Source organism: Sphingobacterium sp. JUb20, assembly GCF_004342035.1.
Lineage (GTDB): Bacteria > Bacteroidota > Bacteroidia > Sphingobacteriales > Sphingobacteriaceae > Sphingobacterium > Sphingobacterium anhuiense.
Window position 1 is genome coordinate 133,118 of record NZ_SLYV01000013.1, and the last position, 25,510, is coordinate 158,627.

A 25,510-nucleotide genomic window follows, 5' to 3' on the forward strand; every position below is an offset into this window, starting at 1 on the left:
ACTGAACTGTAACATCAATTAAAAACTAAAAATGGATATTAAAAATAACGATGTATATGATTTTATAGGGATCGGTATCGGCCCCTTTAATCTTGGCCTTGCGGCATTGACCCAACCGATAGCCGATTGTAAATCAATTTTTTTTGACCGCCAGGAGCAATTTAACTGGCATCTGGGTCTCATGCTGGACGACGCGACACTACAGGTTCCTTTTATGGCAGATCTGGTCACTATGGCAGATCCAAGTAGCCCCTACTCATTCCTCAATTATATAAAACAGACAGGAAAGATCTATAAATTCTACATACGGGAAAATTTCTTCATCCTGCGCCGTGAATATAATGCGTATTGCCAGTGGGTTGTAAATCAATTGGAACAATGCAAGTTTGGTCATGAAGTATTAGATATCGTATACATAGATCCGATCTATCAGATCACTGTGCGGAATAAGGGTACACAGGAAACGAACCAATATATGACGAAAAAAATAGTACTGGGTACCGGGACGGAACCCTTTATCCCAAAATTTCTTAAAAACAGAGACCTACCCAATCTGCTCCATACTTCGTCCTATCTCTACCGCAAGGACGAATTAACACAAAAAACAACTGTCACGGTTGTTGGTTCTGGACAGAGCGCCGCAGAAATTGTCCGTGATCTCCTCCCTCTTACTAGAACAGGATTGCATCTCAACTGGATCACGCGTTCAGAAAGATTCTTTCCATTGGAAAATCATGCAAGGCTCACGCTCGAAATGACATCTCCTGAATATGTAGATTATTTTTATTCACTACCAAGTTCCAAACGCGATCAATTGCTTAAAGAACAAAGCATTCTGTACAAGGGAATTAATTATGAGCTCATCAACGAAATTTTCAATGCGCTTTATAATATGGAAGCCGCAGACGGAAAAGTCAATGTGACTTTAATTGCGAACAGTGAATTACAGGATCTGACTGTTCAGAATCACGGAAGTTATCAATTGAATTTCCGGCTTAAAGAGCAAGATAAAGATTACGCCATCGCATCCGATTTTGTCATTATGGCTACAGGCTATAAATACAATGAACCCACCTTTTTAAGTCATATCCAGGATCGTATAGCACGTACGGACACAGGAGCTTTTCAAGTACAGCGCAATTACACGATCGATAAGAACCAGCAGGAAATTTTTGTTCAGAATGCAGAACTGCAGACGCATGGCATTGCGACACCCGATCTTGGAATGGGCGCATATCGCAACTCTTACATTCTCCGCGAAATCCTTGGCCGTGAAGTTTATCCTGTAGAGCAAAAAATAGCTTTCCAGTCATTTGGAATTGAGGAACGGTTTTCATCCACTCCATCATTTAAAAACACGGAGAGCGGAATTGCCGAAGCACTTGTTGAAAAAAGCTAATGCTGTTAAAATGTTATTTAAAATTAAAGCATTTATAGATCTATTTTGGTTATCCCTCCGTGGCACAGAGCAGAATTTTACGAGCGGAAATGTCAACAGAGCTACTTTTTTGCTTGCCATCCCCACGATGCTCGAACTCGCGCTAGAGTCGCTGTTCGTCATCGTTGACCTTCTTTTTGTCAGTAGTCTGGGGGAAAAAGCAATTACGATTGTCGGGATCAACAATACAGTCCTCATCCTGATGCAGTCTATTGCAACAGGATTAAGTATTGCCGCTATTGCCATGATTTCCAGGCGCATCGGCCAACAAAAACCATCAGAAGCGGCACTTATTGCTATTCAGATTATTTTCATCGGTCTGCTCATTGGGGGCACCTGCAGTGTGATCACAAGCTTATTCAGTGAAGAGATCATTCGCTTTTCAGGTGCAAGTGTCCAACTGGCGGCATATGGCTGGTTATATACAAAAATTACTTTTGCCGGGGCATTTTTGGTGATCATGCGAATTATTTTAAACGGTATCTTCCGTGGAGCCGGAGATCCTTCCCGTGCAATGCGTGCTCTTTTAATTGCCAATGCATTAAATCTTATTTTATGCGCATTACTGATCTATGGTTTTGGTCCTATTCCTGCATTTGGTATTATTGGAGTAGGTATTGCGATGATCGTATCCAATACAGTTGTCATTGGCTATCAGATCTGGCATCTATTATTCAATAACAAGCGATTCACGATAACAAAACAACAGTTTCAAATCGTACCGGCACTTATCCGTCAAATTCTGAAATTAGGTTCAGCTGGAACAATGCAGTTTCTGATTCCATCGTCCAGCCGTTTTTTGATGATTATCATCGTAGCCAAACTTGGAGAAAGTACCTTAGCAGGTTATATATTGGCCAATCGGATCATTATGTTTACCGTATTGCCTGCATGGGGTATTGCAAATGCGGCCGCTGTTCTGACCGGACAAAATCTAGGAGCTTCACAACCCGAAAGAGCAGAAGAATCTGTTTGGAAAACCGGTCGGGCCAATCTTTACTATCTGGGTCTGATGGCCATCTTCTTATTCTTTTATGGTAACCATTTAGCAACCATTTTTACTAAGGACCCTGTTGTACTGAACAATACCTACACCTATCTAAAATATATGGCAGTCGCCTACTTTTTCTTTGGGTATACCATGGTTATTTCACGTTCACTGAATGCTTCGGGGGCAGTAAATACAGTTACCTTATTGAATGTGCTTATGTTTTACATTGTCCAGTTACCATTAGCATATTTACTCGCTATTAAACTGGATCTAAAATCAACAGGAATTTTCATCGCCATTACCATCTCTGAAATAGTACTGGCAACTGCCTGTGTGCTGGTCTTTAAAAAAGGCACATGGAAAAAAATTAAAATCTAGAAAAATGAATAATACAGAAAAACTACACCAAGCTTTTATTAATGGTCTATCCATCTCCGAAAACGAAGTTCATCCCGAATTAGCGTACCAGAGAATCGCCGCTTGGGATTCTATGTCCCATATATTTCTGATCACCACATTAGAGGAAACATTCCATATTCGTTTAGAAACAGAAGATATCTTAGAAATGTCAAGCTACTCGAAAATCATTGAAGTTTTAAAAAAATACGACATCCTATTCTAAATTACTTTAATCATAACATGACACTTTTAGCTACAGATAGTCTCTATCAACATTTCAGCAACAATACGGGACTGCGCTATCTTGACAATGCAGGCGAAAGCTACTCGCTCACTGATTTAGCAGCCCCGATTTCCCTACCAAAGAAAAGAGGTCTTGCATTTTTATACCTGGACAATTCAATTGACTCCATCAGTTTACTTTTACGTTTTATTCAGGAAGATTGGGCGATTGCGCTCTTAAGTCCAAAATTAGATTTAGCCTTTAAAGAACGGCTAGAATCACAGTATCACCCGCATTTAATTTACGATCCTGGCCGCACTCGGATAAAAAATCATACCAAAGGATTATGGCGAAAAAGAGACGGATTGTTTTATGCCCATGAACAACAGGATTGTAAACTGCATCCCAAATTAAAACTGTTGCTCAGTACATCCGGAACTACAGGCTCTCCAAAGTTCGTTAAGCTTTCGGAGCAGAATCTCATTGAAAATGCATTATCCATTTTAGATTATCTGCCCGTACAGTCAAGCGATGTTACACCGCTCAATCTGCCCATCTTTTATTCTTATGGGTTATCCGTTTTTACTAGCAATTCAATTGGAGGAGGTAAGATCGTGTGCAGCAACAGTGACGTTATGCAAAAAGAATTTTGGTCAGAATGGGACAAATTTCAGTACACGAGTTTAGCAGGTGTGCCATACCTTTATGAACTATTGGATCGTCTTGGTTTCCTAAAAAAAGAATATCCGCATCTGCGCTATTTAACACAGGCTGGAGGAAAATTGAATAACGAAACATTAACCTTATTTGCGCAATATGCTAAAGAAAAAAAACATGAATTCTTCGTCATGTACGGTCAGACAGAAGCAACTGCTCGGATGTCTTTTCTAGCTCCAGATCAACTTATAAAAAAAATGGGATCAATAGGAAAGCCCATCAAAAATGGGATTTTCCATATTGACCCGGAAACGACAGAACTTCATTATAAAGGACCAAATGTATTTGGAGGCTACGCCGAAGGACCAGCAGATCTAATCTTTTTTTCACCTCCAACTCAACTGACAACTGGCGATCTGGCAGAAAGGGATGAAGATGGTTTTTATTACATTACTGGACGATCAAAACGTATAGTGAAACTGTTTGGCATCAGAATTAATCTCGATGAAATAGAACAGCTTTTAAAGGTTCATTTTCCTGCCACAGACTGTGTCTGTATCGGAATAGCAGATAAATTTATGACCATATGTTTCACTGAAGCCTCAATAAATCAAGAAGAGATCAAAGAGCTTCTATTTAAAAAAGTACATATCCTTCCACAAATAATCCGTTTTAAACAAATTCAAACAATTTTAAGGACCAATAATGGAAAAGTCGATTATCATTCCATTACGGAGATAATTCATTGAGTTAGATACTACTTTTTTAGATTGCTTTTACAATAGTAGTTAGATGAGCATATTCGTCAACTAATTAAATGTTACAAACAAAAAATAGGCTTATCCCACCAGGTATAAGCCTATTTCCTTTCTTGCTATTTACGTTTTATCCTTCCAAGCATTCTACTGGTCACAAAACTCACAACTGTACCCACCACAGCCATCAAGGCTGTTTGGAATAAATCCCCTAAAGAAAAGCTAGCCCAGATCGAACACAACGTACCCCCGATAGTGCCAATCCGGATATCATTCCATTTCATCCTGAACCTCCTTTTCTTTTTGTGAAGAATCCTCCATCAGTGGTGGCCACTCCTCCGCTCCTTTTTTGTCTTCATCATCCATTACGGTCTCCACCACACCAAGACCCAACGCAATATATTTTATAATATTTAATACCTTTCCCGGCAACTTAATCGGCGCCATAAGCACTACCTGTAGCGCACGACTTATTTTTTGAATTATATTTTTCATTTGTTTAATTGTTAATAGGTTAGAAAGAAGGTTATGAGGTGAGATAGTTAGCAGGTTAGAAACTATTACTCTTAACTCCGTTACCACATCACTCGTTACTTCGTTACTCCTTCACTACGTCACTATTTTATATGTAAAAACACGTCCTGCTCCATATCCCAAAGGGAATAAACCAGCGACTTCAATTTTGCAAGCGCCTTTTTACTTTCCGTACCGCAACCTTCCCCTGTCAGTGTAGTGACCGGAGCGATGCATCCCAATAACTGCTTCTGTGCATCGTTGGCCGCATGGATCAATATCGCTTCGCGTTCCAGTACAGCAGGAATTCCGATCTGCTCCCCATGTCTGGTATACTTTCGTTTTTCCAGTTTATAACTCCCTACCGGGATACAGCTGAGCCTTGGCAGGTTATTGCGCCAGGGTAATTCGATAGTACGGCAGATGACCTCACCTTCAAAAGTAAGGGTACCGTTTGTTCCCTGCTCCCCATAAATCCGTTGGAGATGCAAGATTTTTTTTGTTGACATTTTTTGATTGATTAAAAAGAATAAGAAGTTCTTTTTAGATGAAAGGATATATCAGGAGGCACAAGTTCATCAATAACGAACGGCCTCCTGAAGATATCCCATCAATACACGATTAAATTAGGTTACGGTATCACGACCTGATGAATAGTCAGCGCATTGTACTGCCCATTTGCCAATGGATAATAAGCACCGTTCACGAGCTGATAATACCCTGTTCCCACCAGTACCATCACACTTTTATCAGGGTCATGAACAATAGTAGCCGCAATATCCAGATCCATGGGCTGCATTTCACCAAGCATGATATAAGCAGATCGCTGGATCACAGGACGCTGATCTGTTTCATCTCCCGAGAATTCCTGCAGCACCAGCGTGTACTGCACATGCGTTGCCCCACTCAGCTTGGCGATATGCAGATTCGGAATCAATTGCTCGCATGTTAAAAAACCTTCACCGCTAAAATTGTCGAAGGAAACCGACAGCGGTTTTAAGGTGATGTTTTTTAAACTGGCGCGCTGATTACATTCCAGACCATTCAGCAATACCATGTTCTGCGTTACTAAAACGCGCTCCCCACGGACACTGACCGGATCCATCTGGATGACTTTTAACATCCGGCTCGCCAGCCTGGTGCTGAATCTATTGTCCGCATTTTCAAACAGCACATCGCGCAACAGATCACGCAGCTTTTTGCCTTCCTGCTGGGCTCTGCCAAATTCACTGCCGTTCTCACGGGTACGTGCAAATGCTGGATCATTGGCAATACGGTCGCCCGATACACCGGTTTTCATACGAGCCTGATAACCCACACTTTTTGATTTGTAAAAGGAAAGATCCCCGATCGTTCCATTTAATTTGATTAAACTTTCTACTCTTGCCATGACATTATTGTTTTGACACTGCTAAGATGATCATCAGTACAAAAGCACTGGGATCAGAAGCGTGGAAAAGAGGAAAAATGCGGAAAAATGATACTGAATTGGCGTAATAAATTGACGAAAATGTACCGAAATGAGAATAAAACTATTTTTTATAGAAAAAACTTATCTTAGTAAATGAATAACCAATAACATCATTTTTCTGGAGAGGAATCAAACCTAATCTGCAAAGCTTAAGGAATAAAGTATGCTTTAAACTTGGACGTTACCTAGTGATAAAGCAGGGCATAAGCGTATATAAAGCGTAGATAGAGCATAGATACAGTGTAAAAACAGTATGTTTCACTCACTTACAACGCACTTACCACGCACTTAACCTGTGCGTATACTGTACATAGCAAAATAAGCTTTATGCGTGCTTAATTTATGCTTTATACCAGCTTAACAGGTGGTTTGATAGGATATGTTTGTCTGCGGGAATAACAATCACGAACAATCCAGATGATCTGATTATCACAAGATCATCCCTCTAAAAACCAGGATAACATGAAAAATAAATATCGATTATGCATATACCCCAAAGAAGCGGCGATTATATTAGGACGTACAGAAAAACACACCTACAAAATCTTCCAGTCTATACGCGATTGCTACGGACTGAAAGCAAACCAGTATGTCAGCATCAGTATATTTGCGGAGTATACTGGATTACCGGAAGAAGAAATTAGAAAGCTACTGCTCTAATTAGCTTTAAATAGAAACAGCTGGAGAGGACTGTTTCTATCAAAAATAGAGTCCAATATTAAAATGTTATTTCCTTATCGGAATCCAGCTATCCCAGCCATCATGCACAAGGGTATTCCTGCGTTCCCATAAAGCTTTAATATTTTTATCCGATATACCTTTTCCAAAAGTCAACATGGAAGTAATGTCTTCAGCAGACATATAGTATCGTTCAAAAGGTCTTTCTCGCGTTACATACCGCATACCCATCTGCGTAAATCAATCGACGGAATCTAGATCGAGCTTTTTAAATAATCGTGCGGGTAAAAGTGTTATCATAATTGGTTTTTTGATAACGTCGACCTGATTTTCACTCAAATACGAGCACAGTCCTTTTCCTGAAGACAGCGCATAGTTGTCCCCTTTGCAAGTTTTTTTTGCATTTTTATAAGGTTTAAATTGGTTCCCTTATTCCCTATCCTATTGGACATAACTTGGGCATTAAGGAAACCAGGTTAAAAAAACAAAGAATGAAAATGTGATCAAATAGTCTTCTTCAAATGGTTATGTAATGGTCTCCGCTATTGTATAATTTGGATTGAAGAACAAAACCGACCTTTATAATATTAATGTATTACGATAAAATATTAACGCAAATTATTTGCTTTACTAAAGGAAACATTGTATTTTTAAAGTGGAAATTAGAAAAGTAGGCCTCCGATCCTCTTTTTGTTGGAGCATATACAACTGTCCACTAATAAAATAAAAGTCGGTAACATACAGCCATTAAGGAATGGTAAAAAGCTGATAATAACCTATCAAGAGCTCACATGTTTTAGTATCAGTTATGGTCAGCACACCATGCTTTCTACTATATGCGCAACTTTGATTTAGGAGTAGCTTTTCAAAGTTTGAATAAAAAAATAAGTGATGGAAATTGAATAATAAGTAAAAAATCCTAAACCAGAATAGTTATGCTTGAAGAGCTTTTATTTAACTATTAACCGTATAAGGATTATATATCATCAATAACCTTAAATACAATATAGTAGAAAAACTAAAGTGGTATCAAGCGGTCTTAGCTGTAATGCCCTTTTCTATAGTATTTATTGGCGGTGGCGCACTAGGTGGCGGCATTGGAGCTGTTGCTTTTATGCTCAATCTACAATTAGTAAGAAGTGAGGATAACGGCAACCTTAAATATTTAAAAGCAATCGGTGTTACTATCGCTGCATTTGCAATTTATTTCTTGATTAGCACAGTGATCTGGGGGTGGATTAGTTAGAAAATTGAAAAAATTTGGGATAAAAATAAAATATTAGACTGATATGGAAGACCTTATTAAATCACTGGAAAAAAAACTTTTAGAGTTTGATAAAGAAAGCATTGAAAGAGACTTAACAAGAAGAGAGAAGAAGGAAAAAGAAAATCTAAAGTATGAAATCTACTGGGCTAAATTCAAGAAATTTAAAGCAAATTTTGAGAGACTAATCCTAACTGATGTAGAAAAACTAGCGAATAGTTTAAAAGCCCCTCTTCTGGAAAAAAACATCGTATTAAGAACCGAATCGCATATAAAAAATAGTACTAGATTTTTTGAACCTGATTTTCCTTTTTATATGATCATATCAATTAGTGATAAATCCAATAGCCTAATTAATCGTTGGGAAAAATCGCCTTTCCTTTTAATAAAAGGCAATCATGAAGAAGGAACAATTGAGTTGTATGATTGCAATCAAGATTTAGAATACGTATCTGATTATGTTAAAAAGAATATATGGGGTAGTCCACTAAAGCAGCTTAAAATAGATGAGTTTAAGTTTACCCCATTCAAACCGCATATTGAAAAGTGGTTAAAAAAGAATGTAGACAGAATTCAAAAAAGTGAATCTTTCAACAAGAAGAATAAGATTGTTTAATTCGCTTAGTTTTTTATGAAATTCTAAATAAGCAGCACTTAACTAGATCATAAAAAAACATAAGCTAAAAAGTTATGATTATGAAAGCAACAAAAATATATGCAGTTATGACAAATGAGAAAAGCATAGCGTATGTTACTAATTTGGAAGCTGTATTTTCAACGTATGAAAAGGCGGAGAACCACATTAATCAGCTATTCCCAAATACAGTGAACACCACTAGAGAAATATATGAATTTGATTTGGACCCATATGAAAATCAGATACTTAATAAACTAAATTATTACTTTTTAGCTGCATACTATGAAGATGATTTCTACCAAATACAGGTCGATAAAACCTCTGACCATATATTTCCTGATAATCTGAACTATTTAGATATCGACGGTGATCCGACAGGTCAAGAGCCGGGTTTCAACTATTATTGCTTTGCAGCATCTGCTGAAGAAGCGCTAACGAAATTTAAAGCCGAGCTCCTACCCTATATGAAAGCACATAACATCAATTTACCATTTGCTGAGCCGAAAATAAATCTTAGTGGAAAATATTTTTATTAGTGGGGTGATCATAATACGATCACATCAGTAATTGATAATGAATATGCTGAGCTAGAAAATATTTACGGCGTTTCAGGGGGAAAGTTTGATGACTAACGCATTGAAATTGATATTAAATCATATCGAAGCGAAAACAGATCAGAATAGTTTAAAAGCACATAAACTTGGATATAAAACATTTTCTCCACAATGTGCAGAAAATTGAATGCTCGCTTTAAGGCATTCTTAAAAGGTATAAAATAAAATGGATAAATAGATATGAATGATTTAATTAAATCCTTTGAGCAAAAGCTTATGATATTTGATCAAGAAAGTATTGAAAGAGACCTTATTATAAAAGCTAAAAAAGAAAAAGAAAAAATAGAAAATGATAACTATTGGAGTAATTTCAAAAAATTTCAAGAAGAGTTCGAAAAATTAGTCTGTACTGACTTCAAGAAACTCTATAGTGCTTTGAAAGGCCCTCTCATGCAAAGAAATATCGTAATTAGAAACGAATCGCATAGAAATATTGGTCGCAAATATTTTGATTTAAAGTTTTATACTTACGCATTGATCTCACTTAGTGACCGATCACTATGTGTGAGTGATAGGTGGAATAAACAAGCCTTTATTTTATTAAAAGGTGATCATGTAAAAAATACGATTTCACTTTATGATTGTAATCAGGACTTAGAATATATATCTATTTTTTTTGAGAACAATGTACTCGATAACCCATTAGAGCAGTTTCTGATCGAGGATTATAAGTTTACTTTATTGAAACCTCATATTGAAAAGTGGTTAGATCGCAATTTGGACAGAATTCTTAAGACTGAAAATTACAAATCGAATAACAACATTATTTGACCCTAAAAGTGTTACTTACACAACATGAAATTTCGTTGGTGACTGGAAAGTTTATCTTCAGGGGGAACGTTTATTAACAGTAGAGCTGACAGAATTTAGACATTAATCTCTGCTAGAGGATTACAATCCTAAGAAAACGAGAAAGATTTTGGGATAAAATAAAATATTAGACTGATATGGAAGACCTTATTAAATCACTAGAAAAAAGTCTTTTAAACTTTGATAAAGAAAGTATTGAAAAAGACTTAACAAAAAGAGAAAAGAAGGAAAAGGAATATCTAAAGTATGAAATCTATTGGGCTAAGTTCAAGAAATTTAAAGCAGATTTCGAGAGGTTAATGTTCACTGATTTTAATGAACTAGCGAGTCGTTTAAAAACCCCTCTTCTGGAAAAAAACATTGTGCTAAAAACCGAAACGCATAAAAAAAATAGTCCCAGATATTTTAACCCAGATATTTCTTTTTATATAATTATATCGATTGGTGACAAAGCGATCATCATAGATAAGCGTTGGAAAAAATCACCTTTTCTTTTAATAAAGGGTAATCATGAAAAAGGTACAATTGAGCTGTATGATTGCAATCAAGATCTAGCATATGTGTCTAATTTTATTAGAAAAAATATATGGGGTACTCCAATAGAGCATTTTAAAATAGATGAGTATAAGTTCGCCTTATTAAAACCACATATTGAAAACTGGCTAGATAAAACTGTAGACAGAATTCTTGACAGCACGTCTTACAAAATGAATAATAAGATTGTTTGATCTGAAAAGCTAACCAATTAAAGAATTACTATAATCGATTCTATAACCAAAAGAACTAATGAATTTATCCTTTATTAACATAGGAACAACGGAGATGGCACTTCTTGTTATCCCTCCTCTTCTAGTAGTCATTTATACAATTTATCATATTATAAACAATGATAATCTGTCTAGTAGCAAAAGAATCCTATGGCTGTCGTCAGTACTACTCTTGAATATTTTTGGATGCCTTTTCTACTGGTTGTTAGGTAAAGAGAAGACTAAAGCCATATGAAACACCAATTTACATTACCTAATTTTTAAACGACAAATCAAGAAGATAGCAAATCAAATGAGTTTAATAATTCTGCGCCCATTAAAGGATTTCGCTTCTTCACTCACAACTATAAAAAAAATAAAATGAAAAAGTTATTATCATTCATAATTATGACAACTGTGATATTTAGTTGTTTTGCTCAAAAACCAAAAAAAACTATAAAATATAGAAGAGCTGATACGGGTCGCTATACTACGAAAGAATATAATTCAAAAAATCCTAAAACTACTATTAAGGAAACAAGGAAAAAGAAATAATGCTAACAATTATAATCTAAAGTTATGATAGAAAACTTAATCCCAATCATCTTTACGTTGGTTCTAATTATTATTATTTACGTAAATAATATAAAATCTCGAAGCTTACAGGACAAAAAAGAAACTGCTAGAAAAGAGTTAGAGCATAAACGGAGGCAGGAAATAGAGAATAAAGTAATCGATAGTATGGCGGCTATCATGAAAGATCGGGTACTTTTTACACAAAAAATTATGGCCTCAGAAGGCACCAATAGTCTGAAAATCAGCGAAGATATTAAGGATATTATTGCGGATGAAGTAATATGTTTTCTTGAAAATTTGGAGCCTGATGTTACTCAATCTTTGAGAAGTCTATTTGCTGACCAAGCTAGAATGAAAAAAATGTTGATAAAAGAGCTAAAGAGGAATTATTGTATCAATAATAACAATTTTTTTTGTACAAGAGTTTACGCAAAGTAATACAAAAACAATAACCCATTCAAGGGTAGGTTTAGGATCGGTTATCGCTGTTGTAGCCTCATGGGATCGCAACAAATCAATCCTATGGGCCATTTCACAGGGTATCTTAAGCTGGTTTTATGTGATTTATTTTGCTTTTACAAGGTAGAAAATTCAAAAAAGGGAAGAAAAAAAGGGATGAATTATAGTCAAATTATCATAAAGAAAATTATAATAGTTGTATGTTTTATTTGTGCAATAGGACATTCATCGTATGGAAAGAAGAAATACCTCCTATTAGATAGTCTGAAACACTCCTATAATGTAGAAAGGTACACTTTAAAGATGGATTCATTATATCGTGTTGCGAGTACAGTTGAACTTTTCAATATTATATTGCCAGAACAAGAAGGTTTGGTATTAATATCTGTTTTACCCCCAAATCTAAATGACAAAGGTTTATGGACAAAAATTAATATTGAAAATATTGCATCAGACGATTTCATAAAACCTGCCGATTATACTAAATATTTTAAAAGACCTTTTGCGCTTTACTTAAACCTTGAACCGCGCATTGATATACTTATAGTCAAGAAGGAAAAAGATGGTTTTTATTTAGCTAACTTTTGTTTTACTCAGTATTTCGGTCTTGCGAACCACAGTAGCGTTTTTAATACACCTATTAATGTAATCAATATCGGACAAAGTATGCTTTCAATCCGTGATATGGAGAAAATTTATAAGAAAGATTTCCCTAAACAACCTTATATCATGACAGAATTCTTTTATAACCAAAAAGTAAGCTCAATGGTACCGTTTGGAACAAACGAACAATATATGAGGATGTATCTGTCAGATATATTTACAATTGGAAAAGAGAAAGCTTATAAATTTTGGACATATGCGTCATGGAATATTGTGGACGGATGGAATTACCCCCGCGGTATAGATCGTTTTATATATATACCAGGCAAAGGTATAGTGGGCGGTTCATTTGACTTCTATTTTGAATCTTACAGGCAGCCTGAAAGACTTTCCACCTTTAATTTAAAGACAAGAGCATATGACTACACAAAAAAATTAAGCAGTATATCTAATACACAATGGATAGATAACATCCTAAATGAAAGAATTCCAATAGCTGAGGAGCTAAAGTAAGCGATCCCAACAAATATCAATAGTGCCAATAAATGAAACATCAATTTACACTGCCTAGTTTTCCCGATTCACCCTAAACCCTCATACCCTGACATTCCACCTGAATAAGAAATCGATAATCATAAATACAACATCGTAGAGAAACTTCCTTGGCACCATACAGTATTTTCACTCCTACCCATGTTATTAGTATTCTCTGGTGGTGGAATAGGCGGTGGCATCGGTGCAGTAGCATCATTATATAACATGCAACTGTTAAGAGATAATAGATCTGGAATTGGTAAATATCTAAAAGTAATTAGTGTAACATGTGCTGCATTTGCAATATATTTTTTATTGGCAATGATTATTAATGAACGGATTGGTTAGAAAATTAAAAGAATGACAAGAAGAACTAACATTTTAGCAAATAGAGTATTTTTTCAAAATTCAAGAAGTTTAAAGCAGATTTCGAGAGACTAATCTTCAATGATGGTAAAAAACTTTCGGATAGTTTTACAGTCCCTCTTTTAGAAAAAAATATCCTGCTTAAAATCGAAACGCACATAAGAAAAAGTGACAGGTTTTTCGGCCCAGATCTTCCGATTTATACGATTTTATCGATCACTGACAAATCGATCGGCCGAAACTTCCCAAGTATTTAAATAACAACGTAAAAATACATAATGCTCTAAAACATGATTGCCATAACAATTATAATAATTAGTGCTATTATAGCAATAATTATAACTAAGGCATTTATTTTAAAATTCGGTTTAAAAATTATTTTATTCATTTGGTGCTGATTGTTCTTCTTTACAAGCATGATATTCCTTTAAACTATAATAACAAGATATACAGGCTGCAAGTTCAATAAGACCTGCTCCACATCCTGCGAATGTGGCCACTCCTGCCATTAAACAAATTCCACAGGCCCACTGATCGATTTCAAGTTTAACAGCGGGTTATATGAATTGTTTTCTTGAACCCGTTTAAAATATTCAAAATTTTGATGTTATATCATAAAGTTCAGTTCGAGTCAATTTAAGCCTACTTTCTATTTGAGTCTCTTTAGATATAAAGGACTTTTCACACGAAATGATGAGAATAATAAAAATTAATATTGGAAATTTTTTGATAACGTCGACCGGATTTTTACTCAAATACGAGGACAGTCCTTCTCCTGGAGACAGCGAATAGTTGTCCCCTTTGCAAGTTTTTTTCATTTTTTTTGTTTAAATTGGGTCCTTTTTACCCTATCCGATTGGACATAGCTTGGGCATTTAGGAAACCAGGTTAAAAAAATAAATCGAGAAAATGCAATTAAATAACAGCTGGAGAGGACTGTTTCTAAACAAAAATTGATCAATCTATTCCGGTTGATTTATAAAAGATAACAACTCCTGATAATCCAACGCTGAAACAGGGATCTTCATCTTGAGATCCTTTATTAAAATTTTCGAATGTGTATAGCCCTCAATGGCCTTACGATGGATGACATAGCTTCGCCCTATTCTCATAAAATCTTGTAACGGCAACTGGTTGTACAGTTCTGTTAACGTAATATTGGATTGCAACTTTTCAATTTGATTATCCGCACCTTTCAAATAAACAGTCAATTCCTTCCCATTAATTTCGGCTATATAAATATGTGCTTTATCAATGATCTTCATCACTTTTGTTTCCATACAGCGCAAAGATATCGTGGTGGATTTTCGGACGCGCAAAGCAGCACATTTATCCACCTCTGCGACTGCAAGATTTAAAGTTCTTACCAATTTCTCATGGCCGACCATCTTATCCACATACCCCACGGCCTGCATATCGTATGATTCATACGCATAACTGTTATGCCCTGAACAGATGATCACCACCGGTGGATCGGGTAATGATTGTATCAAGGTGTACCCGTCCATTCCCGGCATATCCATATCCAAAAAAAGAATGTCGACCTTATTCTGCGTGATAAAAGATCGTGCTTCAAATGGATCCGACTGGATAGGCAAAACGTTTAAAAAATCAAAGGCTTTTAGCCGATCGCGCAATACCCTTACAGCATCTGGCAGATCATCTACAAGTAGCACCTGATATAACTCCTGTTTCATCTATTCTGTATATTAATCTGAAAAATAAATACGCCTTTCTGATCCCGATAGCTGATGGATATGGGCCAATCATCGGCCTCTATTTTATGCTGCATCAAAGAAAACCCGGTCCCGAGCGATTGTATGCTATTCCTTTTAACAGCATCATATGGATTTGTAAATGTCATGATTAAATGATTTCCATCTTGCTCCCAATTGACCTGTAAACCACAGTGTCCTTTTCTCCATATCCCATATTTGAGTGCATTCTCTATTGGTAAGAGCAATAAGCCAGCTGGTAAGCGCCCCGCCCATCCCTGCAACGGTTTATTAAATTGAACTGCCTGGTCTCCGTACACCAAACAGATTAATTTTGTAAAGCTTAAGAACATATCACATTCTTCCTCCGCCGCAACTCCATCATTGAGGTTATCGGAGTCCAACATATAACCCATCAAACTAGTAAATTCCATAAAATATGCTTCCATCAATTTGGGATCATTCTTTAGATTTTGTTGGTAGCTCAAAGCCACAAAGTTTTTGACAAAATGAGGAGCAATATGTCTTGATTCCAATTGAAGTACATAGCGCTCAATTTTATTTTGCAACTTTTTTTCCCTGTGTCTGGAAGCTTGAAAATGAAAAAAAGATTTTATTCCACATATCGCTAACGGAACTATATTGACTAAAATCGAGGAAAATAATAACCGGAATAAAAATTGAATGAAAGAAAAAGGATATTTACCGCTATCAAAATAAATCCCGATCTGTGGTAGCAAGATATAAACCAATACATATACCAATAATGGGATGGATAACATGAGCTTCAGCCAAGCCCACAAAAATAACTTCTTTTTATTCCAATGCTCTGCTTGGAAAAGACCATCAAATATGCGGTAAAACCCAAATCCATAACCCGTATACAGCAAGCCAATGATGATAAATTTACTCTCTTGAATATCTTTCAATTTCACCGACCAGTTCAAAGTCGAAAAAAAGAAGGTTATCCCGATAAAAATAAAAGTAAAACTTATCCATTTAGGGAGTATAAATTTCATTAAGTTCTTTGGTCGTTGATCAATAAGCAATTTATAAAATATTTCCTAAAAATCAATTTAGAAAATAATATTAATGATACAGCATATAATTTACACGATCAAAGTAGGCCCAGCCATCCTGAATAGGCAATTTCACGAAATGAACGAGGATCTTTTCATCTTCGCTTAAATTAACATTTTTAGGATTCCACATGCCATTCCTGTGCAGATACCCCCAACATTCCCAACGGTAAGGTTGCTGTTGCATCACTGCGGCGAAACCAGCAAACAGGCTCTGCATGGTTTGCATGACGTAACTTTCTCTTGATATTGGAGTATTAGGAAGAGAAATATGCATAAGATCCAGTATCAATACATCTTCTATCATATGAGAATGCAAGGCATAAATCGGGCATTTGAGCAGATAGCTGATCACAGCAATGCCTGGCTTCACGGCTAGTTTCCCAGCAAGAAAATCAACTTCAACACGTTTGTCAACCGCAGAAGCAGCGCTGGTACCATCGGCAAATATCAACACGTGACGATGCTGTTTCAGACTCGCTTTGATTTTAAAGATCAGCATCGGATCGTCACTAAAAAAATAACAGCATTTCGCTCCATTTACGGTGCATTTTCTTTGCAAAGCTGTCAGAACAGCTGTGTTTTTCTCCCATACAGCCCGATCCATCACAAGATCAAATGCAATACCCTCATCTGCCAATTTCTGTGGCCAGAACAAGTGATCGCCCAAATGGAAAAGTACCAAAATGCCAGCCGGCAATCCATACCAATCGATCTGATCAGATAGACGCATACTTTGTAAATCAAGAAGTTTATTTTTTGGGCTGTGATAGTGCTGCCATTCCTGAAAAATAACAATATGCTGTTCCCAAGCTATATCCGGTATAAAATGATGCAGATGCGAAGAGAATAATGCAAAACCCCAAGTATTCAGTGTATTGTTCATAACGGTTTTATTTAAGCACTTTGCCTCAGAACTGAGGCAAAGCGCAAGTGTTATCGTTTCTTAAAATAAGATTGGACATTTTAACTCCATCTCATCATCTTTATCTTTGCTTAGCATAGCTGATAATTCTGTCCATTCCATGCATGTCAACCCATTCATCTGACGCACATCTCTGATTTCTATATTTTTCAATTTCATAATATTAGTCGTTTAAATTTTTAAAATAGTCTTCCCCTGGCCATAGCGGAAAGACAATGTTTATTGTGAATTCACATGTCAAAAATGGGTATGAAATTGAGACTAAACCAAATAAAACCCTACATAGGCAATAAAGGAGATTGAACGCCAAAAGCTTATCCCTGAAGCCGCTCATACCAAAAAAAGCGAGATTGATACCAAAAAAATGCCTGTGTGCGATTATTTTCAATACCCGGACGCAATCTTTATATATTTAAAAGTTTAAGCCCTTTAAAACCATTAAAGCCATTATGAATATATCTGATCATGAGCAGCATTTTTTTGAATTTATGAGTCAAAATTACCCGATCCCACCACAGTTGTGGCAGGAACTTAAAACCGTGTTGGAAATTAAAAAAATCAAGAAAAATAGATACCTCACTGCGGAGCAATTTGATCTGCATTTTATCTTGGATGGTATGATCATCAAGCGCATTGAAAATGCCAGTGAACCACACGAAGAGGTCGTCGATTTTATCAGCACCAACCAATTGATCTATCATATCGAAAAGATGGATCATAGCCAATTTGAAGCAGATGTCGACTCGACGGTTATTTTGATCAGGAACAGTAACCTGTCCAAAGTCTTAGAGAAGCACCCAATATTTCTCAACCATCTCGAACATTTATTTGGCGAAGTATTGTTAAGACGCAGTTACCGAGGCAAACTCATTCACCTCACGGCCAGGGAACGGATCTTGAAATTTAAAGAGGATTATCCCGAAGCCTACAAGCACTGTAGTGTCAATGATAAAAGTTCCTTTTTAGGAATGACCGCTGCATACTATAGCAATATTAACATTTAAACGATACGCAGCTATTAGCGCTATTCAGATTGATCAACCACGCATTTCATCAATCTGAATAGCAAAATAGACTCACGTTAAGGATTATCAATTCATGACTTGTGAGAAATTCAAAGATTTATTTCATCAAATTTAATGATGCAAATCTCATAATTTCATGTTGCATATCTCGAATCTTAAAGATTCAAACCGCCCTTTCTGCCCCTAACTTTACTTTAGTTGATCGGTACAATAATTACGGATGTCTCCTCTCCCATTGGTGGTTAGCAGATTGATCAAAATAAAAGATGCAACGGGTGGACGCCAACGAGAGCGATACCAATATGAAACAAGCAGAACCCAGTTCACCCAAAGCATCTGAAATTATAAACTAGATTTTTAAACATGAAGCGACAGCAGAAAAATAGTACAGGACAATCTGGAAGGCAGCCAAAAGGAAGACGCTTTGCTAGCTCTATGATGAGCTACGGGTCTACAGCTATGAGCTGCAGGACTGCTGGACAGATTGCGGTAAATCGCAGGTCTTTACTGGGGAGCTGCTGTTGCGCAGGTCCAGTGCGTGATGCACATGGACGTAGATATACCTTATTCCCCAGAAAATGGTACGGGGAAAAAGTTTTTGGTCGAATAAGGAGTCCTAAAGCCAAAAAAAGCAGTTCCCATTTGGCAACTGCAGGGGGCCAATACGCTGATAACGTATTGTGATCAATTCATAAACCTAATATAAATATAGTAAAAAAACGGAGGTCATTATGGCTTGGTTTATTTTAAACGCAAGTGGTAATCCAACTGATCCTACTAACTATACATTACAAGGTAGCCAACCTTCTTGTCCAGGTGCAGAACAAATCTGTGCTATACAAGCAAATCAAAATGGTACGCAACCAGAAATCACAACTGCTTTACTAGCAGAAATGGTGGAAGCGTTACACGATGGTGCTGCAACGACTAATGTAAAGTTAAAAGATAGGGTTTAGTGGATTATTATTCTCTATTCAATAGGCATATGCCTATTGGTAAAAGGGTACGGATATTTCCGTACCCTTTCTGTTAGTTTTTTTCTTCTACCACAAACATTTCAACCATATCAGTCCCATCTACAATTTCCATCCCATAAGTACGAAGCTGTTTATTAAGATCTTCCAAATTGTCATATGAACCTATCTCTAATAACGCTTCATTACGTACGTGATCAATTACGGGTTTATATTTTCCAGAAAAAGCCATGAGACCTGCCAACACAGAAGTTCCTGCTATACTTTGTTTTTTCTCAATAATTTGATTATTTTTCATAGGGGCACATTTTTGTAAAATCAGGCAAGATCTCTTTTCCTTTTTCCAATATGATTTAATACCCAATAAATTATCAATATCATTTAAAATGATTCGTGCCTGAAGAGAATCAGATCTTTTAATTTTATCCCATCGTTCATAAGATATTGCATTTTCTACCAACCACCTCTCACCTTCTCCCAACAGATCATCAAAACGTGTTGAATCCTTTACTTTCCAATGTATTCGATATGAGTTTACTAAAAAATCAGGTTTTTGAATACTGCTCCAAACATTTAGTAGTGTCCGTAAAATTGAACGGTTAGTAATAGTACTCTGATAGTGGTTCGTAAGCGAATCATGTTTTATTTTTAAAGATTGGCTTGGTACACCTTCTTGATATTTTGATAACCAAACTCCCACTTTAATATTTGTAGTACCTTGATTCAAATCCAATTTTCCAAAATCATTTTTCAAAGGTAATTTAATCCATCCCTGTTCCAAAAGTTTATTTAAGTTCTCAACTGTCAACATCCTATTAAAGGTAATGGCCTGAACTTTTCCCTTATAGATCATAACTAAGTGTGGAGCTGCTTTATAAGGAAACATTTTTCTGAGCTCTGTATCCTGATATATCACAGGAAGATTAACATTATTCTCTTTTACAAATTGATTACCTGCAAAAAACTTTTCCAGCGTATTTTGATCTTGCCAGGTTACATTAATTACTTGAATTTTATTACCGTACTGTTCTTGTAATTTCTGTAAATGTGGCATCGACTGAATACAAGTACTACAGAAAGTGTCGAAAAAATCTAGAATTACCACCTTATCTTGAAGTGTGTTCCATTTAATTGACTTGACATCCCCCCTCATAACTGAAATATTCTCGGGTCCAGTAAAGTGATCCCCGATCTGTAGAGGTCCAAGTACATCCATTGTATTGGATTTTTTATCCTGTGCATTACCAACTAATGTTAAAGCAGAGAAAAATAGAGTATATAAATATGTTATTTTCATGATGTGTTATTATTATCGTTTATTTTGTGTCATGCCAGAAATATTAATCAATGTTTCCGATAATCGAAAAGCATACTTAGGACTATTTGGTTCTAACATATAAATCTCTCCGCCAATGTTCCTTATCAAAGTTCTTTTATAAGAGGCTTCCAAATTTAGTCGCTTAAGATCTGACCAACGTCTACCTCTAAAGATCAATTCTTTTCGTCGCTCCTCTAAAATATATTGTAACAATGCCTCTTTGTCATTTTCTGTAACCACTTTATATGTCCCTGTTTTGTAGCGCATTTTTAGAAGTGTATTTAAGGATACCAAAGCATCCGATATTCTACCAATTCGACATGCAGACTCTGCTTTGATCAAATAAATTTCACTTTTTGTGATACCTACAAAAAGATTGGATAAAGATTGGTCGTAGCTTCCCTTGAAACGGAACGAGTTGGCCACAGTAGTATTAGGATTAAAGAATATTTCCTTTCGTAAATCATCATCATTATAATTTGATAGCAATGTCGTGTCTATAATGGCAAAATTTTCACCCATAATGCCCAAATTGACACTCAACGCTGGAAACAACACTTCGGTGTTAAAACGAGGAACAGGCAAAGCATCCGATGGTTTAAGAGAGTTATAATCTAAAAGATCGGAATTTATCTTTAAACACGAATCTGCATAAGCATAAGCTAACTGAAAATTGCCCATGTTGAGATATACACGTGCTAATCCAGCAAATGCAGATGCTTTTGATGGTCTTCCTTTTATGGCTTCTAATGATGGAAGGCTATTTGCAGAATTTTTAAAATCATCTATTATCTGCCGATAGGTATCTTTTAAACTGCTACGTTGCGAAATCTGGTCAATTCCAGAATTTAAACGAAGTGGCAACCCTTGATCATTATCTGCTGTGGATTCTGAATAGGCAGAGCAATGTACTTCAGTTAGAAGATGTAGCGCAAAAGCTCTATAAAAAAAAGCTCCCCCTAAATTTCGTTTATATTCTTCAGAATTTAGATCTTGGTTAATCTCTTTTAAAATATCTAACACCTGATTAGCAATATAGATTGTCTTATAGGGACGTTGCCATTGTACCACATCTGTGTAAGGTTCATCTTTCCAGATATAGGCATTTCTTTGATCCGGTGAAGAAGCACCTTCCCAATTTTCCTTTGTTACATAGTAATCATCAGTTCCCAACTCACCATAAAGTGGATAGGAAGTATTGAGATTTGCATAATCATTTAACAAAAGCCGAGCGTCATTTAAAGATTTAGGAACAACCATATGGATGTCAGGCTTTTTATCTAAGAAATTATTACAAGAACCCAATGTTATAAATGAGGCCAACAAAGGCACGAAAGTCAGTTTCATAATTGATCAGATTAAATTTTAAAATTAAGACCGAAAGAAGTCATAAATGGACTAGGAAAACTATTTCCAAATTCTGGATCAATTCCCTTTTTATTTGCTTTCCAAATAGTACATACATTTTGAAAATATCCGTAAACACGCATATCTTTAAGTCCAATACGCTTTGCCCATGGTAATTCTAGACTAAACTGTATATCCCGAAGTTTGATTTGTCCAGCGTTCTCTACAAGAGCTGACGATCTATAATAGACCTGGCTGGAAAAGGCATTATTTGGATACATAAAAGCAGGAACATCCGTAAGCAATTCATCACCTGGATTTTGCCACCTCAGGGCATAATCCGAATGACTTGATCCATTAGTTAAAAATTGGTCATTACTAAAAGTCGACCGTAAAAACTTATGTCCCAACTGGTAAGAAATATTCCAAGACAATTCGGCTATTTTATATCTTACGCTATTGCGGAATGATCCAAAATAAAGCGGAACAGTAGACCCATTGTTTTGGAGATCTTGAATTTTACTATTAATAATAGAAACATAATCTTTTGAAATCTCATTATTTAAATACGCCCTTGGGCTTCCGTCTACAGGGTCTAATCCGGCCCACTTGTAAGTCAATAAACTAAAGATATCGGCTCCTTCCACTGGTGTGGTCAATCTTGCATCCGCACTGACCATATATAAAGAAGAAGAAGCACTGGGATCGATATAAGACTTGGTCACAATAGTGCGGCAATAAGAAAATACAAGATCATTACGCCATTCCCAATCTTTGGATATCAATGGTATGGCATGTAATGAGACATCCCAACCTCTCGAACGTATATTACCATAATTAATGCTTAATAAATTATATCCCGAAGTAGGATCTATCGGAGATGGAGAAACTAGATCTTTTGATAACTTCTTATAATATTCAATACTTCCACTTAAACGATTATTCCAAATACCAAAATCAGCTCCGAAATTGGTATTAGCAACCCGCTCCCACCTTAATTTTGGATTGGGTGGTGTTCCAATAGTTGCATAATTTTGTCCCGTTATATTATTTGCATTACTGGATATATTCATTATTGGATAGGCAGAAACTGAATTATTTACATTGCCATTATAACCATATGTGACACGCAATTTCAGCAGGTTCAGGACAGTGCTTTTTAAAAAATTTTCTTTGCTCATAAGCCAAGCACCTCCAACGGACCAAAAAGGTTGGCCTCGATCATTACTTTTTACGCCAAAAAGATTTGAAGCATCCTTTCTAAAACTGCCACTCACAATATATCGCTGTAAATAGGAATAGGAGAAATTTCCGTAGGATGAAAGAAATCTATTAGTGTAAGATTGATAGCTATTACGGTCAATAAGATTATTGACGCCCTGCTTACCGTTCCATACACGTACTTCCTTACCGTATTGAACAGATTGAAAAGAACCTGTCTCTGGATCAAATCCATAGTATTGTGATACTTTCAGTTCTTTGTTCATCTCTCTAATATCAAATCCCACTAGAGCATTTAATTCATGTTTTTCCTTCCAGCTTTTATTGTATTGGGCATTCAGCCGTCCTTGATGAACAAGACTGTTCCAGTCCGTATTCACCAACTGATCACCGACGGGAAGGTTCCAAGTAACAGTGTTTGAATTCCAATTGGAGTAGTAATTGATTTCATCCCTGACTGCAAAAGTTCCAATTCCTTTCCAATTACTTATAGGGTTAAAATTTCGTTGATAGCCATATAACCCATGCAAACTCAATCCAAAATCAAATGAATAATTGGCAGATAAGTTAAGAAGTGTTTCATTAATCTTTTGGACCTCTTGGGATTCATATAATTCATTAAGCGGATTATAAGTCCAGTCAAGCAGTTTACCTCCCGCTACGGTATCCTGAAATACAGGGTGTTTCTGTCCAATGCCTACATTAAGTGGACTTCCATTGTCATCTGCTAAGCGTAAATAAGGAAAATTAGCAAGGCCAGCCCCAAGCTGATTATATTCAACTGGAATAGCACTTTCTTTTCCTTTAGCTTCAGTATAAGTTATTCCCATCTCCAATTGGAGACGTTTTACTGGTTTAAATTGCGAAACAGATTTCAACACGAGACGCTCGTAAGATGATGTCACAACATCATTTTTATTCTTATCATATCCAGCAGAGAATAATGTATTTACCTTCTCACCACCTGCTCTCAATTGCACATTATATTGCTGGTTAATAGCCTTCCGATAGATGTACTTCGTAAAATCATCACGCATATCAATTCCCCTTAACTTATCCAATTCAGCATTTAACTGTTCCTCTGAAATTTTTCCGTCTCTTTGGTTTTTCATCATCCATAGGATTGGCTGTAAGCTCGTATTCCATCTATTGAAACCTGTATTGTACTTTCCTTTATCAAAGATTAACTTTTGAAGATCAATATAATCCGATGTATTAATTTGTGGAAAGTAATATAGATTTGGCTTATCAGTTACACTGATATTCGTATTGAAAAGGACTTCAGCTTTATTCGCAAACTTACCTCTTTTTGTAGTAATGACAATTACACCATTACCGGATTGTGCCCCCCATATGGAGGCTGCGGCAGCATCTTTTAATACTGTAATATTTTCAATATCATTTGGATTGATATTATTAAAATTTCCCAATCCATAATCAGCTAATTTGCTATCATAAGGAATTCCATCTATAACTATTAAAGGAACACTGTTATCAATCTTAAAAGAACTCATTCCACGAATATTCATATTCATAATAGCACCTTTTGAATTTGAGAAACCTTTGTAAACAGAAATACTCGGCACCACATCCTCTAGCCTACTCACAAAATCGGTAGACACCTTTCTATTAAAAAGCTTGTTATCGACAAACTCAAAACTTCCGGTAGCGCGTTCTTTTGGAATCTTCTGGTATCCAGTCGACACAACTTCTACTTCTTCAAGTTTATTATCATCAGGTATCAATTTTACAATAATTGATACTCCTGAGGTATAATTGATTTCTTGGCTTTTGAAGCCAACATAGGTAAACTTTACCAGTCCTTTCAGACTCCCGACAGAAAGGCTGAAAGTTCCATCTTTCTTGGTGGAGGTTCTAGCCTTTTCGGCTTCGACTCGGACCGATACGCCATCTAATGGTTTGTTGTCTACTGCAGATACAACCGTACCACGCAACACATGATTCATAGGCCCATCAGCCCCGCTGTCCTTGCGGGGCTTCTGAGCACTACTCAACATATGAAAGGTCATGAATAAGCACAGTAAGAGCACCTTACTGATCAGCAGTATGTCTGCTCCTCGTGGCTTGCATTGCTTCCGGAGATATCCCCAGAGCTTGTTTATATATAATATATATGTGTTCATTGTTGTTAATTTTTGGATAAAGCTTCCC

30 protein-coding genes are annotated in these 25,510 nt (G+C 36.3%); 18 read left to right on the forward strand and 12 right to left on the reverse strand.

Translation table 11 applies throughout. The features are described from left to right. Window positions 1–31 precede the first annotated feature (31 nt). From EDF66_RS20840 to EDF66_RS20855, 4 genes are read left to right on the forward strand one after another with little or no spacing between them, the layout of a single operon-like run. Window positions 32–1,399, forward strand: a complete 1,368-nt coding sequence (locus EDF66_RS20840) for a lysine N(6)-hydroxylase/L-ornithine N(5)-oxygenase family protein (protein WP_132844812.1) — start codon at window positions 32–34, stop codon at window positions 1,397–1,399. A gap of 10 nt (window positions 1,400–1,409) precedes the next feature. Continuing rightward, window positions 1,410–2,807 carry an MATE family efflux transporter gene (locus EDF66_RS20845; protein WP_132844814.1) on the forward strand — a complete coding sequence of 466 codons (1,398 nt, stop codon included), beginning with the start codon at window positions 1,410–1,412 and terminating at the stop codon, window positions 2,805–2,807. A gap of 4 nt (window positions 2,808–2,811) precedes the next feature. Next, window positions 2,812–3,051 (forward strand): acyl carrier protein, encoded by a 240-nt coding sequence (locus EDF66_RS20850; RefSeq protein WP_132844816.1) that lies wholly within the window; start codon window positions 2,812–2,814, stop codon window positions 3,049–3,051. A gap of 17 nt (window positions 3,052–3,068) precedes the next feature. Beyond that, on the forward strand, window positions 3,069–4,457 hold the full coding sequence (locus EDF66_RS20855; RefSeq protein ID WP_132844817.1) for an AMP-binding protein: 1,389 nt from the start codon (window positions 3,069–3,071) through the stop codon (window positions 4,455–4,457). Window positions 4,458–4,733: 276 nt separating this feature from the next. Here EDF66_RS20855 and EDF66_RS20860 read toward each other — a convergent pair whose 3' ends face one another. The 3 genes from EDF66_RS20860 to EDF66_RS20870 all read right to left on the reverse strand — a co-directional run bounded on the left by EDF66_RS20860 (window position 4,734) and on the right by EDF66_RS20870 (window position 6,366). Next, window positions 4,734–4,958, reverse strand: a complete 225-nt coding sequence (locus tag EDF66_RS20860; RefSeq protein WP_132844819.1) for a hypothetical protein — start codon at window positions 4,956–4,958, stop codon at window positions 4,734–4,736. A gap of 122 nt (window positions 4,959–5,080) precedes the next feature. Continuing rightward, window positions 5,081–5,467 carry a DUF5675 family protein gene (locus tag EDF66_RS20865; RefSeq protein ID WP_243656106.1) on the reverse strand — a complete coding sequence of 129 codons (387 nt, stop codon included), beginning with the start codon at window positions 5,465–5,467 and terminating at the stop codon, window positions 5,081–5,083. Between the two features lie 140 nt (window positions 5,468–5,607). Then, window positions 5,608–6,366, reverse strand: coding sequence for a hypothetical protein (locus EDF66_RS20870; protein WP_132844823.1), 759 nt, complete (start codon window positions 6,364–6,366; stop codon window positions 5,608–5,610). A 543-nt stretch (window positions 6,367–6,909) separates the two neighbouring features. Here EDF66_RS20870 and EDF66_RS20875 point away from each other — a divergent pair. After that, entirely contained in the window at window positions 6,910–7,107 is a 198-nt protein-coding gene (locus EDF66_RS20875) for a hypothetical protein (RefSeq protein ID WP_132844825.1), read from the forward strand. A 66-nt stretch (window positions 7,108–7,173) separates the two neighbouring features. Here the strand turns inward: EDF66_RS20875 and EDF66_RS26125 are convergent, their stop codons facing one another. Then, on the reverse strand, window positions 7,174–7,350 hold the full coding sequence (locus tag EDF66_RS26125) for a hypothetical protein (RefSeq protein ID WP_165902483.1): 177 nt from the start codon (window positions 7,348–7,350) through the stop codon (window positions 7,174–7,176). 823 nt (window positions 7,351–8,173) lie between these two features. Here EDF66_RS26125 and EDF66_RS20880 point away from each other — a divergent pair. From EDF66_RS20880 to EDF66_RS20920, 10 genes are all read left to right on the forward strand, one after another. Further along, window positions 8,174–8,371, forward strand: a complete 198-nt coding sequence (locus EDF66_RS20880; RefSeq protein ID WP_132844826.1) for a hypothetical protein — start codon at window positions 8,174–8,176, stop codon at window positions 8,369–8,371. Window positions 8,372–8,414: 43 nt separating this feature from the next. Next, window positions 8,415–9,005, forward strand: a complete 591-nt coding sequence (locus EDF66_RS20885) for a hypothetical protein (RefSeq protein WP_132844828.1) — start codon at window positions 8,415–8,417, stop codon at window positions 9,003–9,005. Window positions 9,006–9,085: 80 nt separating this feature from the next. Beyond that, window positions 9,086–9,562, forward strand: a complete 477-nt coding sequence (locus EDF66_RS20890) for a hypothetical protein (RefSeq protein ID WP_132844830.1) — start codon at window positions 9,086–9,088, stop codon at window positions 9,560–9,562. A 258-nt stretch (window positions 9,563–9,820) separates the two neighbouring features. After that, window positions 9,821–10,411 (forward strand): hypothetical protein, encoded by a 591-nt coding sequence (locus EDF66_RS20895; RefSeq protein WP_132844831.1) that lies wholly within the window; start codon window positions 9,821–9,823, stop codon window positions 10,409–10,411. Between the two features lie 176 nt (window positions 10,412–10,587). Beyond that, the gene (locus EDF66_RS20900; RefSeq protein ID WP_132844833.1) at window positions 10,588–11,178 is read left to right on the forward strand and encodes a hypothetical protein; all 591 of its coding nucleotides are present in this window, start codon (window positions 10,588–10,590) and stop codon (window positions 11,176–11,178) included. Between the two features lie 94 nt (window positions 11,179–11,272). Beyond that, complete coding sequence (locus EDF66_RS26625) at window positions 11,273–11,452, forward strand: PLDc N-terminal domain-containing protein (protein WP_197086662.1); 180 nt, start codon at window positions 11,273–11,275, stop codon at window positions 11,450–11,452. 125 nt (window positions 11,453–11,577) lie between these two features. Continuing rightward, window positions 11,578–11,751 carry a hypothetical protein gene (locus EDF66_RS26130; RefSeq protein WP_021189422.1) on the forward strand — a complete coding sequence of 58 codons (174 nt, stop codon included), beginning with the start codon at window positions 11,578–11,580 and terminating at the stop codon, window positions 11,749–11,751. A 24-nt stretch (window positions 11,752–11,775) separates the two neighbouring features. Next, window positions 11,776–12,210, forward strand: a complete 435-nt coding sequence (locus EDF66_RS20910) for a hypothetical protein (protein WP_132844834.1) — start codon at window positions 11,776–11,778, stop codon at window positions 12,208–12,210. A gap of 324 nt (window positions 12,211–12,534) precedes the next feature. Next, window positions 12,535–13,347: a hypothetical protein gene (locus EDF66_RS20915; RefSeq protein ID WP_132844836.1), complete on the forward strand. Its 813-nt coding sequence runs from the start codon at window positions 12,535–12,537 to the stop codon at window positions 13,345–13,347. Between the two features lie 180 nt (window positions 13,348–13,527). Continuing rightward, on the forward strand, window positions 13,528–13,716 hold the full coding sequence (locus tag EDF66_RS20920; RefSeq protein WP_021190934.1) for a hypothetical protein: 189 nt from the start codon (window positions 13,528–13,530) through the stop codon (window positions 13,714–13,716). A 398-nt stretch (window positions 13,717–14,114) separates the two neighbouring features. Here EDF66_RS20920 and EDF66_RS26475 read toward each other — a convergent pair whose 3' ends face one another. The 5 genes from EDF66_RS26475 to EDF66_RS26135 form a co-directional block, all read right to left on the reverse strand. Next, window positions 14,115–14,243 carry a hypothetical protein gene (locus tag EDF66_RS26475; protein ID WP_021190932.1) on the reverse strand — a complete coding sequence of 43 codons (129 nt, stop codon included), beginning with the start codon at window positions 14,241–14,243 and terminating at the stop codon, window positions 14,115–14,117. A gap of 453 nt (window positions 14,244–14,696) precedes the next feature. Then, window positions 14,697–15,431 carry a LytR/AlgR family response regulator transcription factor gene (locus EDF66_RS20925; RefSeq protein ID WP_132844837.1) on the reverse strand — a complete coding sequence of 245 codons (735 nt, stop codon included), beginning with the start codon at window positions 15,429–15,431 and terminating at the stop codon, window positions 14,697–14,699. Then, complete coding sequence (locus EDF66_RS20930) at window positions 15,428–16,468, reverse strand: hypothetical protein (RefSeq protein WP_132844839.1); 1,041 nt, start codon at window positions 16,466–16,468, stop codon at window positions 15,428–15,430. The genes EDF66_RS20925 and EDF66_RS20930 overlap by 4 nt, the downstream gene beginning before the upstream one ends. A gap of 70 nt (window positions 16,469–16,538) precedes the next feature. Continuing rightward, a complete protein-coding gene (locus EDF66_RS20935; protein WP_132844840.1) occupies window positions 16,539–17,414 on the reverse strand; it encodes a hypothetical protein in 876 nt (291 codons plus the stop codon). A 60-nt stretch (window positions 17,415–17,474) separates the two neighbouring features. Further along, window positions 17,475–17,612 carry a hypothetical protein gene (locus EDF66_RS26135; RefSeq protein ID WP_021190927.1) on the reverse strand — a complete coding sequence of 46 codons (138 nt, stop codon included), beginning with the start codon at window positions 17,610–17,612 and terminating at the stop codon, window positions 17,475–17,477. Window positions 17,613–17,902: 290 nt separating this feature from the next. Here EDF66_RS26135 and EDF66_RS20940 point away from each other — a divergent pair, with 290 nt between their 5' ends. The 3 genes from EDF66_RS20940 (at window position 17,903) to EDF66_RS20950 (ending at window position 19,434) form a co-directional block, all read left to right on the forward strand. Beyond that, complete coding sequence (locus EDF66_RS20940) at window positions 17,903–18,457, forward strand: hypothetical protein (protein ID WP_132844842.1); 555 nt, start codon at window positions 17,903–17,905, stop codon at window positions 18,455–18,457. Between the two features lie 384 nt (window positions 18,458–18,841). Further along, window positions 18,842–19,162, forward strand: coding sequence for a hypothetical protein (locus EDF66_RS20945; RefSeq protein WP_132844843.1), 321 nt, complete (start codon window positions 18,842–18,844; stop codon window positions 19,160–19,162). Between the two features lie 47 nt (window positions 19,163–19,209). After that, window positions 19,210–19,434 (forward strand): hypothetical protein, encoded by a 225-nt coding sequence (locus EDF66_RS20950; protein ID WP_132844845.1) that lies wholly within the window; start codon window positions 19,210–19,212, stop codon window positions 19,432–19,434. Window positions 19,435–19,507: 73 nt separating this feature from the next. Here the strand turns inward: EDF66_RS20950 and EDF66_RS20955 are convergent, their stop codons facing one another. From EDF66_RS20955 to EDF66_RS20965, 3 genes are read right to left on the reverse strand one after another with little or no spacing between them, the layout of a single operon-like run. Beyond that, window positions 19,508–20,749 (reverse strand): TlpA family protein disulfide reductase, encoded by a 1,242-nt coding sequence (locus EDF66_RS20955; RefSeq protein WP_132844846.1) that lies wholly within the window; start codon window positions 20,747–20,749, stop codon window positions 19,508–19,510. Window positions 20,750–20,761: 12 nt separating this feature from the next. Next, entirely contained in the window at window positions 20,762–22,117 is a 1,356-nt protein-coding gene (locus EDF66_RS20960; RefSeq protein ID WP_132844848.1) for a RagB/SusD family nutrient uptake outer membrane protein, read from the reverse strand. Window positions 22,118–22,128: 11 nt separating this feature from the next. Then, window positions 22,129–25,482, reverse strand: a complete 3,354-nt coding sequence (locus EDF66_RS20965; protein WP_132844850.1) for a SusC/RagA family TonB-linked outer membrane protein — start codon at window positions 25,480–25,482, stop codon at window positions 22,129–22,131. Window positions 25,483–25,510 lie beyond the last annotated feature (28 nt).

Coding starts and splice junctions, on each gene's coding strand:
- EDF66_RS20930 (WP_132844839.1), bottom strand. CDS start 16,468: ATGAAATTTATACTCCCTAAATGGATAAGTTTTACTTTTATTTTTATC.
- EDF66_RS20915 (WP_132844836.1), top strand. CDS start 12,535: ATGGATTCATTATATCGTGTTGCGAGTACAGTTGAACTTTTCAATATT.
- EDF66_RS20965 (WP_132844850.1), bottom strand. CDS start 25,482: ATGAACACATATATATTATATATAAACAAGCTCTGGGGATATCTCCGG.
- EDF66_RS20885 (WP_132844828.1), top strand. CDS start 8,415: ATGGAAGACCTTATTAAATCACTGGAAAAAAAACTTTTAGAGTTTGAT.
- EDF66_RS20860 (WP_132844819.1), bottom strand. CDS start 4,958: ATGAAAAATATAATTCAAAAAATAAGTCGTGCGCTACAGGTAGTGCTT.
- EDF66_RS20880 (WP_132844826.1), top strand. CDS start 8,174: ATGCCCTTTTCTATAGTATTTATTGGCGGTGGCGCACTAGGTGGCGGC.
- EDF66_RS20840 (WP_132844812.1), top strand. CDS start 32: ATGGATATTAAAAATAACGATGTATATGATTTTATAGGGATCGGTATC.
- EDF66_RS20955 (WP_132844846.1), bottom strand. CDS start 20,749: ATGAAAATAACATATTTATATACTCTATTTTTCTCTGCTTTAACATTA.
- EDF66_RS20845 (WP_132844814.1), top strand. CDS start 1,410: ATGTTATTTAAAATTAAAGCATTTATAGATCTATTTTGGTTATCCCTC.
- EDF66_RS20940 (WP_132844842.1), top strand. CDS start 17,903: ATGAATATATCTGATCATGAGCAGCATTTTTTTGAATTTATGAGTCAA.
- EDF66_RS26130 (WP_021189422.1), top strand. CDS start 11,578: ATGAAAAAGTTATTATCATTCATAATTATGACAACTGTGATATTTAGT.
- EDF66_RS20900 (WP_132844833.1), top strand. CDS start 10,588: ATGGAAGACCTTATTAAATCACTAGAAAAAAGTCTTTTAAACTTTGAT.
- EDF66_RS20925 (WP_132844837.1), bottom strand. CDS start 15,431: ATGAAACAGGAGTTATATCAGGTGCTACTTGTAGATGATCTGCCAGAT.
- EDF66_RS26135 (WP_021190927.1), bottom strand. CDS start 17,612: ATGAAATTGAAAAATATAGAAATCAGAGATGTGCGTCAGATGAATGGG.
- EDF66_RS20950 (WP_132844845.1), top strand. CDS start 19,210: ATGGCTTGGTTTATTTTAAACGCAAGTGGTAATCCAACTGATCCTACT.
- EDF66_RS20855 (WP_132844817.1), top strand. CDS start 3,069: ATGACACTTTTAGCTACAGATAGTCTCTATCAACATTTCAGCAACAAT.
- EDF66_RS20875 (WP_132844825.1), top strand. CDS start 6,910: ATGAAAAATAAATATCGATTATGCATATACCCCAAAGAAGCGGCGATT.
- EDF66_RS20895 (WP_132844831.1), top strand. CDS start 9,821: ATGAATGATTTAATTAAATCCTTTGAGCAAAAGCTTATGATATTTGAT.
- EDF66_RS20870 (WP_132844823.1), bottom strand. CDS start 6,366: ATGGCAAGAGTAGAAAGTTTAATCAAATTAAATGGAACGATCGGGGAT.
- EDF66_RS20960 (WP_132844848.1), bottom strand. CDS start 22,117: ATGAAACTGACTTTCGTGCCTTTGTTGGCCTCATTTATAACATTGGGT.
- EDF66_RS20890 (WP_132844830.1), top strand. CDS start 9,086: ATGAAAGCAACAAAAATATATGCAGTTATGACAAATGAGAAAAGCATA.
- EDF66_RS20945 (WP_132844843.1), top strand. CDS start 18,842: ATGAAGCGACAGCAGAAAAATAGTACAGGACAATCTGGAAGGCAGCCA.
- EDF66_RS26125 (WP_165902483.1), bottom strand. CDS start 7,350: ATGCGGTATGTAACGCGAGAAAGACCTTTTGAACGATACTATATGTCT.
- EDF66_RS26625 (WP_197086662.1), top strand. CDS start 11,273: ATGGCACTTCTTGTTATCCCTCCTCTTCTAGTAGTCATTTATACAATT.
- EDF66_RS20935 (WP_132844840.1), bottom strand. CDS start 17,414: ATGAACAATACACTGAATACTTGGGGTTTTGCATTATTCTCTTCGCAT.
- EDF66_RS20920 (WP_021190934.1), top strand. CDS start 13,528: ATGTTATTAGTATTCTCTGGTGGTGGAATAGGCGGTGGCATCGGTGCA.
- EDF66_RS20910 (WP_132844834.1), top strand. CDS start 11,776: ATGATAGAAAACTTAATCCCAATCATCTTTACGTTGGTTCTAATTATT.
- EDF66_RS20850 (WP_132844816.1), top strand. CDS start 2,812: ATGAATAATACAGAAAAACTACACCAAGCTTTTATTAATGGTCTATCC.
- EDF66_RS26475 (WP_021190932.1), bottom strand. CDS start 14,243: ATGGCAGGAGTGGCCACATTCGCAGGATGTGGAGCAGGTCTTATTGAA.